This is a genomic window from Binatus sp. (SeqCode) (genome assembly GCF_035272065.1).
In the GTDB taxonomy this organism is placed as follows: domain Bacteria; phylum Desulfobacterota; class Binatia; order Binatales; family Binataceae; genus Binatus.
This window is the reverse complement of the sequence record NZ_DATEQZ010000036.1, coordinates 51,083-64,721: the sequence shown is the minus strand read 5'-3', so window position 1 is coordinate 64,721 and position 13,639 is coordinate 51,083. Positions and strand designations below refer to the sequence as shown.

Sequence of the window (13,639 nt, the reverse complement as noted above, 5' to 3'; positions counted from 1 at the left end):
GTCAATTTTCGTCAAAGACGTGTTTGCCGCGATTCAAGCGCAACGCTATCTGATAGGTCTGCGCCTGCGCGCGAACGGTTGGAGCGTGGGCAGCGAGGTAGCGCGTTGTCGCAATCAGTACGTGTGCGGCTGCCGGCGATCCTTTCAGCAGCGGGTACTGCCGAAAGGCGGCCTCGACACCCTGGATCGTGTGGAAGTCGCGATCCTCGCGCAACAGCGCGTTGCCGAGCGTCGCGAGCAACGCGTCGGGATTGCCGCCGGCAGCCAGATATTCAGCGACCAAAGCCGCCGCCTGGTTCACTTGCTGTTGCCGATCGAGCAGGGCCGGCAACTCGGCCAGTCGATCAGAGGCACTCTTTCCGTTACCGCTCAGTTCGGGAAGCTTCACGGCCGGCACGTTGAGAAATCGATCGAGATAGACGGTCATCGCGGCGTCGAAGATTCCACGCACCAATTCCGGCGAGCCGACTCGGCGCACCGACTGATGCACGGCGTTGGCAAACGTAAAGCTGTGATGGGCGGTATCCCAATCGCCAAATTCGTTGCTGGTGGGGAAGCGCGCAATCCGAAGCGACGCGGCATACGCAACGGCGCCGGCAAGATCCGCGGGCGCGCATCCTTCACGCAGGGCAGCGAGCATCGTGTCGACGATAGCCTGAGGATCGTCGCCGAGGATCACCGGTACCAGGGCGTCGCGACCGCTCCAGGAGCGGTTGATCTGCCGGCCGACCGCGAGCGCTTCGGAGATCGTCTCGAACGCGTTTTCCAGAATTGCGACGAGGTCGATCGGGTTGCGCCACGAGTTGGATTCTTCCATTCGATCACCGGTCGCGCAGCCGCGCGCGAGGCTGGCGAGCACGGGCTCGGCGAGGTCCCAGCCTGCGTGATCGAGCGCCTCGAACGCCTTGCTGGTGAAATCGAGCGTGTGACCGCCGTCGAGATAGCGATGGTCGGTCGCCGCGGCGAACATCATGTCGCCGATTTCGCGCGGCGCGGCTCCCATGCGAACCGCCGAGACGATGCATCGCTCGGCGCCCTCCGTGTCGCGAACTTCGACGAATCTGCGCAGCCATCGCTTGATCTCCGCGAGACTCGCACCGCCACCCGGCAGCGGACGCATCTCGAAGCGCGGTGGATGGCCGTAGGAATCGTTGGCTACCGAGCACAGCCCGTGGAACATCGCACGCGCGCGATCCTCGCGGCGCAGCTGCGGCAGCAGGTTCATCATGCAAGTTAGAGTGGTCAGGCCGGCGCCCCAACCGTCGCGCCGGTAATGCGTTCCGAATTCGAGTCCGATGCGAAACGGCTCGCGCGCATCGCCGGTCTCGTCGAGTTTCGCGATCACCGACTTGCCGATGACGAGTGAGATATTGCGCTCGATGCCGTCGCGCAGGCGCTCGACGCGATGCCGGCTCGCGTCGCCACGCGGGGCGAGATCGATCAAGATGTCGTCGCCTTCGACCCTGACGGCGAATGCGCGCACGTCGTCGGCCCACGGATCGAATGCGCCGCCGCTGTGCAGGTCGAAGCGCGCGTGATGCCAGTGACAGGTGAGGATGCAATCCTTCACGGTGCCTCGATCGAGGGGGAAGCCCATGTGGGGGCATCGATTGTCCACTGCGAAAATTCCCTCGGGTGTGTGGAACAACGCGATCACGTGGCCGTCGAGGTTGACGGTAATGCGGGCGCCGTCGGGCAGGCCGGCGAGCGATGCGGCGCGGACGAAGGCGCGATTCGGCGATTCAGCAGTGCGCGTGTTCATCGATGCGTTCCTCCTCGCGGTCGATGATTAGTAAAGTACTCGCTTTATATACTAAGTCAAGCGATACATTGACTAATAATTCACGGCGGGTAGCATCTCATTTCATGAAGCATGATGCGCGCGCCGAAGAGGGCGTCCTCTTCCAGCTCAAGACTCGAGGGCCGCAGACCGCGGCGCAGGTCGCGCGACGCCTCGGCGTCACCGCGATGGCTGTGCGCCAGCATCTCTATCGACTCAAGGTGGAAGGCCTCGTCGAATTCACCGATGAACGGCGCAAGGTGGGACGGCCGGCGCGAGTGTGGAGATTGACGAGCGCCGCGGCCGATCGCTTTCCCGACACCCACAGCGACCTGACGGTCGAGATCATTGGCGCCGGGCGCGCGACGTTCGGCGAGTCCGGGATGGACAAGCTGCTGCGCGAGAGAACGCGCCGCCAGATCGAGGAATATCGCACGCGGCTTCGCCCGGCGGGGATTTCGATCGCAAAGCGCGCGCTGGCATTGGCCGAGATTCGGCGCGAGCAGGGATACATGGCCGAATGTTCGCGGATGCCCGACGGCTCGATGCTCTTGGCGGAGAATCATTGTCCGATCTGCGCGGCCGCATCGACGTGCCAGGGTTTATGCCGCGAAGAGCTATCGCTGTTCCGCGCGGTGCTTGGCGACAAGGCGCGGGTCGAGCGTACTGATCACATCCTGGCGGGCGCGCGGCGCTGCGCGTACCGAATCACCGCGGCGGACTAGGGGCGCCCATCACGGCGCTTCGAGGCTGAACGCAACCTTCAGATCTTCACTCGCGAACGGATAGATGTGGATCATCCAGCCGAAAATCTGCTTGTGAAACGTTCCATCCGCCGCCTCGCAGTCAGCCTTATTTGAAATCGTGCCGGTGAAGCCGAAACGCGGATCGGCCAGGTACCCGACTCGCATGCGTACGGAGTCACCCGAGCCGCTGCTGCGGCCAAACCCCTGTGGAGCATCGACCGCCGAAGAAATATCCGGTCGCATCCTGGCGGCGACATTTCCGTTGATCACGTCGGCCTCGGTCACGCCCTTGGGGAGGCAGATGTTGGTGTGCGCATGCCAGTGGGAAAGGCTCAGCGGGATCAACGCGTCGAGCTGTTCGGGAGTGTCGCCGGCCGGCGCGTCGTACATCGCCCCGACCAGTTTGTATCCGCCGAACGTTTTTTTCTCATAGAGGAGAGAGCCGGGGTGCGCGAGATCGAAATCGCCCATGTACTCAGCGGCCGTCAGTTCGCGATTGGAGAAGTGGTAAACGTCCTGCGGCACCGACTCCATGTAGGGCACGTAGCCGTCGGCGATCGCGACCTTGTAGTCCTCGTACTTGGCGAGCTTCGCGCGCATCGTCGCGACGATCTGTTCGCCGCGCTGGGTGTCCGCGGGCGTCATGGGCCGCGACTCGGTCATCGTCATGTGGTCGCTCATCTTCATGTGCGCGCCCATCTGGCCCATCGCGCCGACACCCCCGCTGTCGCTGGCCGAGTCCATGTCCATCCCGTCCATGTCGTGCGCGACGGCGAACGAGACTGACGCGATCACGATCAACGCGACGGCTGCGAGGGTAGTTCTGAACCGTGAATTCATGGCAAATCTCGATTCCGGGGCGGTCACCCCGGGCAATTATACTTCGCCGCGAATAAATCGAGTAGCTGGTAATTGCGCCGACCGCCTGAACGAACGGTTTGTAGAAAAGTCGCCGTCTCGGCTAGGGTTGGGCGTTGGAGGACGACGCGCGCCTTAAGTGCCAGCTACGGATTCATCGCAAGAGCCGAGGCACCATCGCGACGTCACGGTCGATGCCGTGGGCAACTCGCTCAACGCCGAAGTGAAATACGGCGCGATGCGATGGCGGCTGTCAGGAGAGGATCCTGCGGCGCTCGATCCGGTGTCGTCGTTCCTCGGCGCGCTGGGCGGATGCCTGTTGATGTCTTTGAGAGTGGCCGCGCGCGTGCGCAAAGTCGAGCTCGGCCGGTCGTCGGTTCATGTGCGGGCCAATGAAAAAGGGCATTTGAGGGAAATTAAAGTAGAACTTCAAGTTGAATCCAACGCGAATGACGAGCAGCTTCATCGATTGGTCGAAGTCGCCGAGCGCGGATGCCATATTCGGAATTTGATTCGCGACGAGATCGCGTTCGGGCTGACGGTCACGAGGATCTCAGCGCTCCGCGCCGCCAGTGAAGAACATGGGTGAAATCAATCTCTACCAGTATCCAATCTCGCCGTTCTCCGAGAAGGTGCGGCGCGTGCTCACGTACAAGCATCTCAAATGGCATCCGATCGATTGCCATTACGAGGACAAGACCAATCTGCTCGCGGTGACCAGGGGCGCGTGCACGCGTGTGCCGGTGCTCGAATGGGACGGCGAGGTGGTTTACAACTCGGCGGACATCATCAAGTGGCTCGACCGCAAGGCGCCCGAGAATCGCGTGATTCCCGACGGCTCGCGCTTGTTGATCGAGCTAGTCGACAATTGGGCGGACAACACGTTCTTCATGCCGGTGTTGTTTTTGACGATTCCCAATTTGCTCGACGCGGCCGGCGACGCGAAGCTCAAGGCGAATCGCGAGAAGCTGATTGGCATGACGACGGCGCAGATGCGCGAGCGTCGCGCGCCTATGAAGGAGCAGCTCGTTGGCTATATGCGCATGATCGACGATCAGCTCGCGGGCAGGGATTTTTTTCTGGGTAAGAGCTTCACGATGGCGGACGCGTCGGTGTACCATCCGCTGTTTTTTCTCGCGCTCAATCCGTTGAATTTTTCGATGGTGAAAGATTTCAAAAACGTTAGTCTATGGTACGAAAGGATTCGCGATCTCGTCTAGTTGTAGTCAGCAGGAGGAAAATCTAATGGCGCGCAAATTAGCAGTCGGAGTTAACTGGCAGGGCAAGCCCGATTTCAAGGGCATGATCGAAAAGGCGAAAATCGCGGACGCCGCCGGTATACATTCCATTTGGGTGGCCGAGGCGTGGGGCCGCGACGCGTTCACGCTGCTGACCCTGCTCGCGGAGCATACCAGCAAGATCCAGCTCGCGACCTCGATCGTGAATATCTACTCGCGCACGCCGGCCGCGCTCGCGCAGCACTTCGGCACCCTCGACGAGCTGAGCAACGGCCGCATGATCATCGGGCTTGGCACCAGCGGGCCGCAGGTGATCGAGCATTTTCATGGCGTCCCGTTCAATCCGCCGCTGACGCGGATGAAGGAGTACGTGGAAATTATCAACATGATCATGGCGCAGACGCCGCTGAACTACGAAGGCAAGCTGTTCAAGCTGCAGCGCGGCTTTACGATGCGCTTTGAGACTCCGCGCAAGCACATTCCGATCTGGATCGCGTCGCTCAACAAGAAGAGCGTCGAGTTCACCGCGAAGAAAGCCGACGGATGGCTGCCGGTGATGATACCGATCAACTCGCTCAAGAAAGCGATCGCGGATTTTCGCGAGATCGCGACGAGCGCCGGACGCAATCCGCGCGATGTGGCCGTGAAGGCGCCGGGACACGTGACTGTTACTGCGAACGTCGATCGCGCAAGGGCAGGTCATGCGGCGAACGTCGCGTTCTACGCCGCGCGCATGGGGACTTTCTATTCCGAGCAGCTCACGCGCTTCGGTTTCGGCGACGACGTACAGAAGGTCAAGCAGGCTTGGGATGCGGGCGGCTCGAAGGCGGGCACGGCGGCGCTGTCGCCCAAGCTGCTCAGCGAGTTGGGCTATATCGGCGGAATCGAAGGCGCGGTCGAGCGGCTCAAGGCGCAGGACGAGGCGGGCGTCGATCTGCATCCGGTGGATATCGACGCGGGCACGCCGGCCGAGTTCGAGAAGACCGTCGCGCGCCTGCTCTAAATGGGTGAGCGGATGGAATTTGCCGACGCGCCGGGAAAGGCGCTATATCGAAATTGATCGCGACATAATTGAGGAGACCCTACAATGAAAGCAGCAGTATTCGAGGCGACCAAGAAGCCGCTCGTCGTAAAAACTGTTCCCGATCCCGAATGCGCACCGACCAGCGCGATCGTCCGCGTGGAGGCCAACGGCATCTGCCGCTCCGACTGGCACGCGTGGTCGGGCGATTGGACGTGGATGGGCCTGGCGGCGCAGCCCGGCGCGATCATGGGCCATGAGTTCACCGGCGTCGTCGAGGAAGTCGGCAAGGACGTGCGCAACTTCAAGAAGGGCGCACGCGTCGTGGTGCCATTCAGCCAGGGCGACGGCACCTGCGAGTACTGCCGCAATGGGCAATCCAACGTTTGCCTCACGCCGCTGCTGCCAGGGTTCTCGTATCACGGCGGATTCGGCCACCTGGTCGCGGTGCCGTTCGCGGACATGAACCTCGTCACGCTCCCCGCGAGCATCGATTTTGTCGAGGCGGCCTCGATGGGTTGCCGCTTCATGACATCGTTTCACGGCGTCGTCGATCGCGCGCAGGTGAAGCCGGGCGAATGGGTCGTCGTTCATGGATGCGGCGGAATCGGGCTCTCGGCGATCAATATCGCGGCCGCCATGGGAGCCAACGTCATCGGTGTCGATCTCGATTCGGCCAAGCTCGAGCTCGCCAAGGGCATGGGCGCTGCACACGTGATCAACGCGAAGAAGACCGATCCGCTGAGCGCGATTTTCGATCTCACCGGCGGCGGTGCGCACGTGGCCGTCGATGCGCTCGGGGTCGCGGCCACCTGCCGTAATGCAATCATGAGTCTGCGCAAGCAGGGACGTCATCTGCAGATCGGGCTCACGACTTCGGCCGAGCAGGGCGAGATCCCGATGCCGATCGATCGCATCGTCCTGATGGAGTTGCAGATGATCGGATCGCTCGGGATGCAGGCGTCGCACTATCCCGCGATGCTGCAAATGGTCGAAGCCAAGAAGGTTACGCCCAAGGCGATGGTGACCGGGACCTGCGGCCTGGATGGCATCAACAAGATTTTCAACGAGATGAACACGTTCCAGAATATTGGCGTCACGGTAATCAACAACTACAACTAGGCGCGGTGTTCGGTACGTGAGAATGGACACTGAGAGGGTCCTGGTGGACCCTCTTCGTTTATGGAGTTGCAATTTGATGAGAGTGAGGATTCAGCTGATCGCATTCGCGCTGCTGCTAGCAGGGGTTGCGCTGCCCGGTATGTCGCGGGCGCAAGACCCATCGAAGGGTATCAAGGTCGACGTCACCGGCTTTCGCAACGATAAGGGACGACTGCGATGCTCGCTGTGGCTGGGGCCCGACGGATTCCCGCGCGACGACTCGCACATCCTGAAGCATGTCTGGGCGCCGATTAAGAACGCCAACGGCGAGTGTGTCTTCGGTGGAGCTTTTCCGGCCGGCGACTACGCAGTCACGCTTTTTCACGACGAGGACGGCAGCGGCAAATTCAAGTCGAATATGATCGGCTATCCGCTCGAGGGCTACGGATTTTCAAACAACATCGTGCCCATGTTCAAAGCGCCGTCGTTCGACGATTGTAAGTTTCACTACGACGGCGCCGGCTGGAAGCAGATACCGGTGAAGATGATCTATAGATAGTGTGAATTCATGAAAGCAGTACTCGTCGAAAAACCCGGCGATGAAAATGTGCTCAAAATCGGCGAAGTCGCCGAGCCAGCAATCAAGCCCGATGAAATCCTGATTCGCGTGCGCGCCGCCGGGGTGAATCGTGCGGACATTATGCAGCGCCAAGGATTTTACCCGCCTCCGCCGGGCGCGTCGGAAATCATTGGCATGGAATGCGCCGGCGAGGTCATCGCGGTCGGCGTCGCTGTGGCCCCTGGATGGAAAATCGGCGATCGCGCGATGGCTCTGATACCCGGAGGCGGCTATGCGGAGAAGGCCGCGGTGCATTACGGGTCCGCGATGAAGATTCCCGCGGCGCTGAGTTTCGAGGAAGCCGCCGGCATCCCCGAAGTCTTCCTGACGGTGTTCCTTAATTTTTTCATGCTCGCCGGAATCAAGCGCGGCGAAACCGGGTTGATTCACGGCGGCGGCAGCGGCATCGGCACCGCGTCGATTCCGTTGCTCAAGGCAGCAGGCGTGCGCGTGATCGTCACCGCGGGCTCGGACCAGAAATGCGAGCAATGCCGCAAGCTGGGTGCCGACGTTGCGATCAACTACAAGAGCGGGCCGTTCGCGGCGGCGGTGAAGGCCACGACTGATGGGCGCGGCGTCGACGTGATTCTGGACAGCATCGGCGGCGCCTACTTGGCGGGAAATATCGAGTCGCTCGCGCAAGGCGGGCGCCTGGTGTTGATCGGCTTGATGAACGGGACGCGCGCCGAACTCGATCTCGCGGCCGTTCTGCGCCGTCATCTGAAGATCTTCGGCTCTACTTTGCGGATGCGGCCGGCCGCCGAAAAAGCGCAGATCGTCGCGGCGTTCCTCGAGCAATTCGGCGCCGCGCTCGAAGCAGGACGGTTGCGCCCACAAATTTACAAAGTGGTCTCGGCCGCGGACGCGCCCACGGCGCATCGCATCATGCAGGCGAGCGAGCACTTCGGCAAAATCATTCTCAAGTTCGACTGAGCCGGTTTCTTGACCCGCTCGCGCGCCAAGATTAGTCTCGCGCCTTAGCCAGAACTCGGAGAATCCCGTGAAAGTCACCCTCATCATCCCAATCAAACATCTACCTGCTGGGTGAGGGATACTTCGAAAGCTGGCTTGAAAGAGCCTCGGGCGTCGAAGCCCGAGGCTTTTTCTTTTTCTGCGCGGCGCGCCGCGCGTGAGATTTGCGATGCACTCGAACGAAACAGACAACGAATCAATCGGCGCCGCCGTGCACCGCAAGAGCATGTTATTTCGCCACTCGGACTTCATGAAGCTCTGGACCGGAGAAACGGTCTCGCTGTTCGGCACGCGGATGGGCGACGTCGCGATCAGCTTTGCCGCCGTGATTGCGCTCAAGGCGACTCCATTCCAGATGGGCATCCTCGCCGCGGCCGGAATTGTGCCGACGCTGGTACTGGGCCTGTTCGCCGGCGTGTTAGTCGATCGCGTCCGCCGCCGCCCAATTCTGATCGGCACCGATATCGGCCGCTTCATCGTATTGGGCACGATTCCGATTGCGGCGATGTTCGCGGCGCTCACGATGGTGCAGCTCTGCACGGTGATGCTCGCGTACTCGGCGCTCGATCTGTTCTTCGACGTCGCTTATCGATCTTATCTGCCTTCGCTCGTCGAGCGCGAAGATCTGCTCGACGCGAACAGTAAGCTCACCGCAAGCGCCGGAGTCGCCGAAGCCGGCGGCTTCGCGCTTTCGGGCTGGTTGGTGGAGTGGCTGACGGCGCCATTCGCGATTCTGATCGACGCGATTTCATTCCTCGCGTCGGCGCTAGCGATCGCGCTCATCCGCAAGCCCGAACCCGCGCCGGCGCCGCGCGCCCGCGACGCCAGTGTAGCTCGCGAGATCGCCGACGGCGCGCGTCTTATCTTCACCGACGGTCGTCTGCGCGCATTCGGAGTCAACGTGATCGTGGGCGGCTTCGCAAACAGTCTTGTTGGCACGCTCTACATGCTGTACGTCGTCAACGCGCTCGGCTTTCGGCCCGGCGTGCTCGGCGTGATCTTCGCGATGGGCGGTGCAAGCTCGTTGTTCGGTGCGTTGGCCGCGCGCAGGACCGCTGACGTGCTCGGCACCGGAAGGGCGATGGTGGCCGGGCTCGCGATCGAGGGCGTCGCGTACATGCTGCTGCCGATCGCGCGCGGCAGTGGACCCGTATCGGTGGCCATCCTGATCACGCAGCAGCTAGTCGGTGACAGTGCCGCGACGGTGTACTTCATCAATGCCGTCAGCCTGATCCAAACGATCACGCCCAAGCCGATGCTCGGCCGCGTCAACGCGAGCCTGCGCTTCGTCCGCCTCGGCAGCGTGCTCTGTGGACAGCTCGTCGCGGGACTCGCGGGCGGCGTCATCGGGCTGCGTCCGACGATTGCAATCGGCGCCGCGGGTTTGTGGGTCACCGCCGCGCTGCTCGGCTTTTCCGAAGTCGGTTCGCTCACCGGAATGGAGGAGCATGCCGCGCCTTCCGTCGCCGAGTGATCCGAAATCGGAAGCGGCGCAATTCGCGCAACGGATGGGCGTTCGCGGCGGCCATCTGGTAGGATTCGGGGCGAGATAGCGTGAATCGCAAACCGATCAAACCCAACGCGCTCAAAGCGGGCGATACCGTTGCCGTCGTCGCGCCTGCCGCGGCGATCGAACGGGCGCATCTCGAGCGCGGCGTCAACGTGCTCGCCACCATGGGCTATCGGGTCAAAGTCTCGGAGCGCGCTTTGGCGCGTTCGGGGATCCTGGCCGGTGACGATCGCGAGCGCGCGAGCGAGCTTCAGGAATATTTCGCCGACTCCGAGGTCAAGGCGATCTTTTCCGCGCGCGGCGGCTACGGATGCGGGCGACTGTTGCCGCTGTTGGACTTCAGGGCGATTGCAAGCACGCCCAAAATCTTCGTCGGCTTCTCGGACGCGACCTTCATCCTCAATGCGCTGGTTGATTTCGCCGGAATGGTATCGTTTCACGGGCCGATGGTCGCGATGGATTTCGCGCGAGGCCTGAGTCCGCGCGCGCTCGAGCACTTGCGAGGCTTGCTCGGCGGCAAGCTCGACGGCTTCGAGCTCGAGGCGCGCGAGGCGATGCATCCCGGGCATGCGCAGGGCGAAGTGCTCGGCGGATGCCTGTCGGTGTTGGTCGCGACCATTGGCACACCCTATGAGCCGCGCTTCGACGGTCGAATTTTGTTTCTCGAGGACACGGGCGAGAAGGCGTATCGAATCGACCGGATGCTCGTGCAGTTGCGGCAAAGCGGAGTGCTCGGCCGAGTCGCGGGAATCGTTTTCGGCGCGATTCGCGCGATCGACGGAAACGAACAGGAGAGCCGGATGATTGCGCGCTTCGCCGCGGAACAAACCGCCGGCCTTGGATGCCCGGTGCTGTACGGCGTCGAGGCGGGGCATGGCACCGAGAATTTTACGATTCCGTTCGGCGTGGTGGCGCGAATCGATTCCGCCGCGTGCCGGATCGTTTTTACCGAGCCGGCCGTTACGCGCTAACGGCACGATTTGCGGAGGATTGGCTGTTGGGATGGAGTGAGGTCGAGCAGGCTTTCAACGACGCGGTCGAGCAGCGGGTAATTCCCGGCGCGACCGTGGTCGTGCGGCGCGGCCCGGACGTCGTGTTCGAGGGCGCGTTCGGATTCAGATCGATCGAGCCAATCCGCTCGCCGGCCAAAATCGAAACCGTCTACGATCTATCGTCCCTCACCAAAGCGCTGGCGACGACGGTTGCCGTGATGATCCTGGCGCGCGACGGCAAGTTTCGCCTCGACGACCGCGTGACGCGCTTCTTCCCGAACTTCGGCGTGCACGGCAAGACCGTCATCACGTTTCGGCATCTGCTGGCGCATTGCTCGGGCCTGGCGGCGTGGCGTCCGTTCTACCAGCGGATCGCGGAGATCGAAAAAAGCGGGCGGGTCAACTTCATGGCGAGCTACGGCGCCAAGGAGTTCGCCTACGAGGAGATACATCGCGAGAAACCCGAGGCACAACCCACGACCAAGACCATCTACTCGGATCTCGGCTTCATCCTGCTCGGCGAGACGATCGAAAAAGTCGCGAGCGTCGCGCTCAACCGGTTCTGCCGCGAGAAGATTTTCCGCCCGCTGGGGCTGCGCGCAACTGACTACATCGACATCTCGCACGTCCGCTCGCGGCGCCTGGAGCCGGTCCCCGACATGTTCGCGCCGACCGAAATATGCCCTTCCCGGAAGCGGCTGCTGATCGGCGAGGTTGACGATGAGAACGCGTTCGCGATGGGCGGAGTGGCCGGTCACGCCGGACTGTTCGCGCCGGTGCGCGAGGTCGATCGTATCGCCAGCGAGCTGGTCGCATGCTACGCCGGGCGCTCGGATTTCGTGCCGCAGAAAATAATCCGCGAGTTCTGGACGCGCGACGCGACCGTGCCCGGCTCGACTTGGGCTCTCGGATGGGACACGCCGTCGGCGGAACATTCCAGCTCGGGGCATCGATTCTCGCCGGCGGCTGTGGGGCATCTAGGCTTCACCGGCACCTCGATCTGGATCGAGCCTGAAAGCGAAGTTGCGATCTCGATGCTGACTAATCGCGTTCATCCGCGGCGCGACAATCAGAAGATTCGCGAGTTCCGCCCGAAGATTCACGATCTGATCATGGATGCGCTCGACGGTGGCTGATTCCGGCAGCGCAGCGCGCCTCGCACGCATTCCAGCGTCGGCCAGGCGTGTGCATCTGATAGGAGTCGGCGGCACCGCGATGGCTGCACTGGCCGGGATGCTGGTCGAGCGCGGTTTGTCGGTCACCGGCTCCGACAATCAGCTCTACGAGCCGACGGCATCGCTTTTGCGAAATTCGCGGGTCGGATTGATGACGGGATTTTCGCCCGCGAACCTGTCGCCCGCGCCGGACCTCGTGGTGGTGGGCAACGCGATCGTGCCGACCAATCCCGAAGCCGTCGCACTGCTCGCCTCGCCGATTCCGTATCTCTCGATGCCTGAAGCGCTGTGGCATTTTTTTCTGAAAGACAAACGCGTGCTGATGGTCGCGGGGACGCATGGCAAGACCACCTCAACCGCGATGATGGCGCACGTGCTCGAAGCGGCGGGGCGCGATCCCTCGATGCTGGTGGGAGGAGTCGCGAGCGATTTCGGCTCGAACTACCGGCTTGGCCGCGGCGCCGATTTCGTTATCGAGGGCGATGAGTACGACACCGCGTTTTTCGACAAGGGCCCGAAGTTTCTACACTACAGAGCGAGCGGCGCGATCATCACTGCGGTGGAATTCGATCACGCTGATATCTATCGCGATCTCGAGCACGTGAAATCGAGTTTTCGCGCACTGGTCGAGCAGATGGATTCGTCTCGTGTGCTCGCGGTATGCGCCGACTTTCCGCACGCGCTCGAAGTTAGCGCGGCGGCGCGTGCACGGCGGCTCACGTACGGACTGCGCGAGGGCGAATACCGGGGGACGGAAATTACGATTAGCACGGACGGCGCGAGATTTTCGGCGGCGCGCAACGGCGTCCGAATCCAGGAATCGATCCATTTGCCGATCGGCGGCCGAATGAATGTCGCCAACGCGCTCGGCGTTTACGTGCTGTTGAGCGCGTTTGGCGTCTCCGGCGACGAGATTGCGGCGGCACTGCGCACCTTCAAGGGCGTCGTGCGCCGGCAGCAGGTGATCGGTGAGGCGGCGGGAGTGACGGTAGTCGATGACTTCGCGCACCATCCGACCGCGATCGGCGTTACGCTCGAGGCGATCGCCGAACGGTACCCAGGCCGGCGGATACTAGCGACGTTCGAGCCGCGCTCGAACACTGCCCGCCGCAACGTTTTTCAAAATGCCTTCGCGGCCGCATTCGATAAAGCCTCGCGCGTTTACCTGGGGCCCGTCTATTTCAAGGAAAACGATCCGATCGCGCCGGGCGAGCGCCTGGAAACCGGCGCGCTCGCGGGTGCGATCAGCGCGCGTGGTGCGAAGGCGATTGCGTGCGCGTCGAACGATGAGATCCTGGAGCGGATGCTTGCCGACGCGCGCGTGGGAGATGTCGCGCTGTTCATGTCGAATGGGCCGTTCGATGGGTTGAAGGAGAGATTGCTCGCGGCGTTGAGGGATAGGGAAGCGTAGATCACTTGATTGAATGTGAAACCCGCGGTGGGTTTCACGCTTCCTTCGGCAGGGGTGACCCCTGCACCCAGTGTTAGGAAGAAGAAGGCTAAGCGCGAAATGGCGAGGACGCCACTTCGCTCTCAGGTCCTTTTTGGAGAACTTGGGGGTCGCCGTGCCGGATTCGCTGGGAGACGGTCAGTGAGAGAACGTGGGAAGCGAGATCGTCCGGGCGTC

At 62.3% G+C, this 13,639-nt stretch carries 13 protein-coding genes; 11 read left to right on the top strand and 2 right to left on the bottom strand.

What is annotated here, in order from left to right:
- Nucleotide 1 precedes the first annotated feature (1 nt).
- Nucleotides 2-1,762 (bottom strand): Rieske (2Fe-2S) protein, encoded by a 1,761-nt coding sequence (locus tag VJX68_RS06160; protein WP_324094788.1) that lies wholly within the window; start codon nt 1,760-1,762, stop codon nt 2-4.
- Between the two features lie 104 nt (nt 1,763-1,866).
- On the opposite strand from VJX68_RS06160, the gene VJX68_RS06155 reads away from it, so the two are divergent.
- Entirely contained in the window at nt 1,867-2,505 is a 639-nt protein-coding gene (locus VJX68_RS06155; protein WP_324094787.1) for a helix-turn-helix transcriptional regulator, read from the top strand.
- 9 nt (nt 2,506-2,514) lie between these two features.
- Here the strand turns inward: VJX68_RS06155 and VJX68_RS06150 are convergent, their stop codons facing one another.
- Nucleotides 2,515-3,366, bottom strand: a complete 852-nt coding sequence (locus tag VJX68_RS06150) for a hypothetical protein (protein ID WP_324094786.1) — start codon at nt 3,364-3,366, stop codon at nt 2,515-2,517.
- 157 nt (nt 3,367-3,523) lie between these two features.
- On the opposite strand from VJX68_RS06150, the gene VJX68_RS06145 reads away from it, so the two are divergent.
- The 10 genes from VJX68_RS06145 to VJX68_RS06100 all read left to right on the top strand — a co-directional run bounded on the left by VJX68_RS06145 (nt 3,524) and on the right by VJX68_RS06100 (nt 13,423).
- A complete protein-coding gene (locus tag VJX68_RS06145; RefSeq protein WP_324094785.1) occupies nt 3,524-3,973 on the top strand; it encodes an OsmC family protein in 450 nt (149 codons plus the stop codon).
- A complete protein-coding gene (locus VJX68_RS06140; protein ID WP_324094784.1) occupies nt 3,966-4,604 on the top strand; it encodes a glutathione S-transferase family protein in 639 nt (212 codons plus the stop codon). Before VJX68_RS06145 ends, VJX68_RS06140 begins: the two co-directional genes overlap by 8 nt.
- 25 nt (nt 4,605-4,629) lie before the next feature.
- Nucleotides 4,630-5,625 carry an LLM class flavin-dependent oxidoreductase gene (locus VJX68_RS06135; RefSeq protein ID WP_324094783.1) on the top strand — a complete coding sequence of 332 codons (996 nt, stop codon included), beginning with the start codon at nt 4,630-4,632 and terminating at the stop codon, nt 5,623-5,625.
- A gap of 84 nt (nt 5,626-5,709) precedes the next feature.
- Nucleotides 5,710-6,765, top strand: a complete 1,056-nt coding sequence (locus VJX68_RS06130) for a zinc-dependent alcohol dehydrogenase family protein (protein ID WP_324094782.1) — start codon at nt 5,710-5,712, stop codon at nt 6,763-6,765.
- A 76-nt stretch (nt 6,766-6,841) separates the two neighbouring features.
- A complete protein-coding gene (locus VJX68_RS06125; RefSeq protein ID WP_324094781.1) occupies nt 6,842-7,303 on the top strand; it encodes a DUF2141 domain-containing protein in 462 nt (153 codons plus the stop codon).
- Between the two features lie 9 nt (nt 7,304-7,312).
- A complete protein-coding gene (locus VJX68_RS06120; protein WP_324094780.1) occupies nt 7,313-8,296 on the top strand; it encodes an NAD(P)H-quinone oxidoreductase in 984 nt (327 codons plus the stop codon).
- 208 nt (nt 8,297-8,504) lie between these two features.
- The gene (locus VJX68_RS06115) at nt 8,505-9,809 is read left to right on the top strand and encodes an MFS transporter (RefSeq protein WP_324094779.1); all 1,305 of its coding nucleotides are present in this window, start codon (nt 8,505-8,507) and stop codon (nt 9,807-9,809) included.
- Nucleotides 9,810-9,889: 80 nt separating this feature from the next.
- Nucleotides 9,890-10,816 (top strand): S66 peptidase family protein, encoded by a 927-nt coding sequence (locus VJX68_RS06110; protein ID WP_324094778.1) that lies wholly within the window; start codon nt 9,890-9,892, stop codon nt 10,814-10,816.
- 26 nt (nt 10,817-10,842) lie between these two features.
- Nucleotides 10,843-11,973: a serine hydrolase domain-containing protein gene (locus VJX68_RS06105; protein ID WP_324094777.1), complete on the top strand. Its 1,131-nt coding sequence runs from the start codon at nt 10,843-10,845 to the stop codon at nt 11,971-11,973.
- Entirely contained in the window at nt 11,966-13,423 is a 1,458-nt protein-coding gene (locus VJX68_RS06100; RefSeq protein WP_324094776.1) for a UDP-N-acetylmuramate--L-alanine ligase, read from the top strand. The genes VJX68_RS06105 and VJX68_RS06100 overlap by 8 nt, the downstream gene beginning before the upstream one ends.
- The last annotated feature ends 216 nt before the right edge of the window (nt 13,424-13,639 follow it).

What these genes read in the sequence shown, in the direction of transcription:
- VJX68_RS06160 (WP_324094788.1), bottom strand. Translation starts at nt 1,762, where the DNA reads ATGAACACGCGCACTGCTGAATCGCCGAATCGCGCCTTCGTCCGCGCC.
- VJX68_RS06155 (WP_324094787.1), top strand. Translation starts at nt 1,867, where the DNA reads ATGAAGCATGATGCGCGCGCCGAAGAGGGCGTCCTCTTCCAGCTCAAG.
- VJX68_RS06150 (WP_324094786.1), bottom strand. Translation starts at nt 3,366, where the DNA reads ATGAATTCACGGTTCAGAACTACCCTCGCAGCCGTCGCGTTGATCGTG.
- VJX68_RS06140 (WP_324094784.1), top strand. Translation starts at nt 3,966, where the DNA reads ATGGGTGAAATCAATCTCTACCAGTATCCAATCTCGCCGTTCTCCGAG.
- VJX68_RS06135 (WP_324094783.1), top strand. Translation starts at nt 4,630, where the DNA reads ATGGCGCGCAAATTAGCAGTCGGAGTTAACTGGCAGGGCAAGCCCGAT.
- VJX68_RS06130 (WP_324094782.1), top strand. Translation starts at nt 5,710, where the DNA reads ATGAAAGCAGCAGTATTCGAGGCGACCAAGAAGCCGCTCGTCGTAAAA.
- VJX68_RS06125 (WP_324094781.1), top strand. Translation starts at nt 6,842, where the DNA reads ATGAGAGTGAGGATTCAGCTGATCGCATTCGCGCTGCTGCTAGCAGGG.
- VJX68_RS06120 (WP_324094780.1), top strand. Translation starts at nt 7,313, where the DNA reads ATGAAAGCAGTACTCGTCGAAAAACCCGGCGATGAAAATGTGCTCAAA.
- VJX68_RS06115 (WP_324094779.1), top strand. Translation starts at nt 8,505, where the DNA reads ATGCACTCGAACGAAACAGACAACGAATCAATCGGCGCCGCCGTGCAC.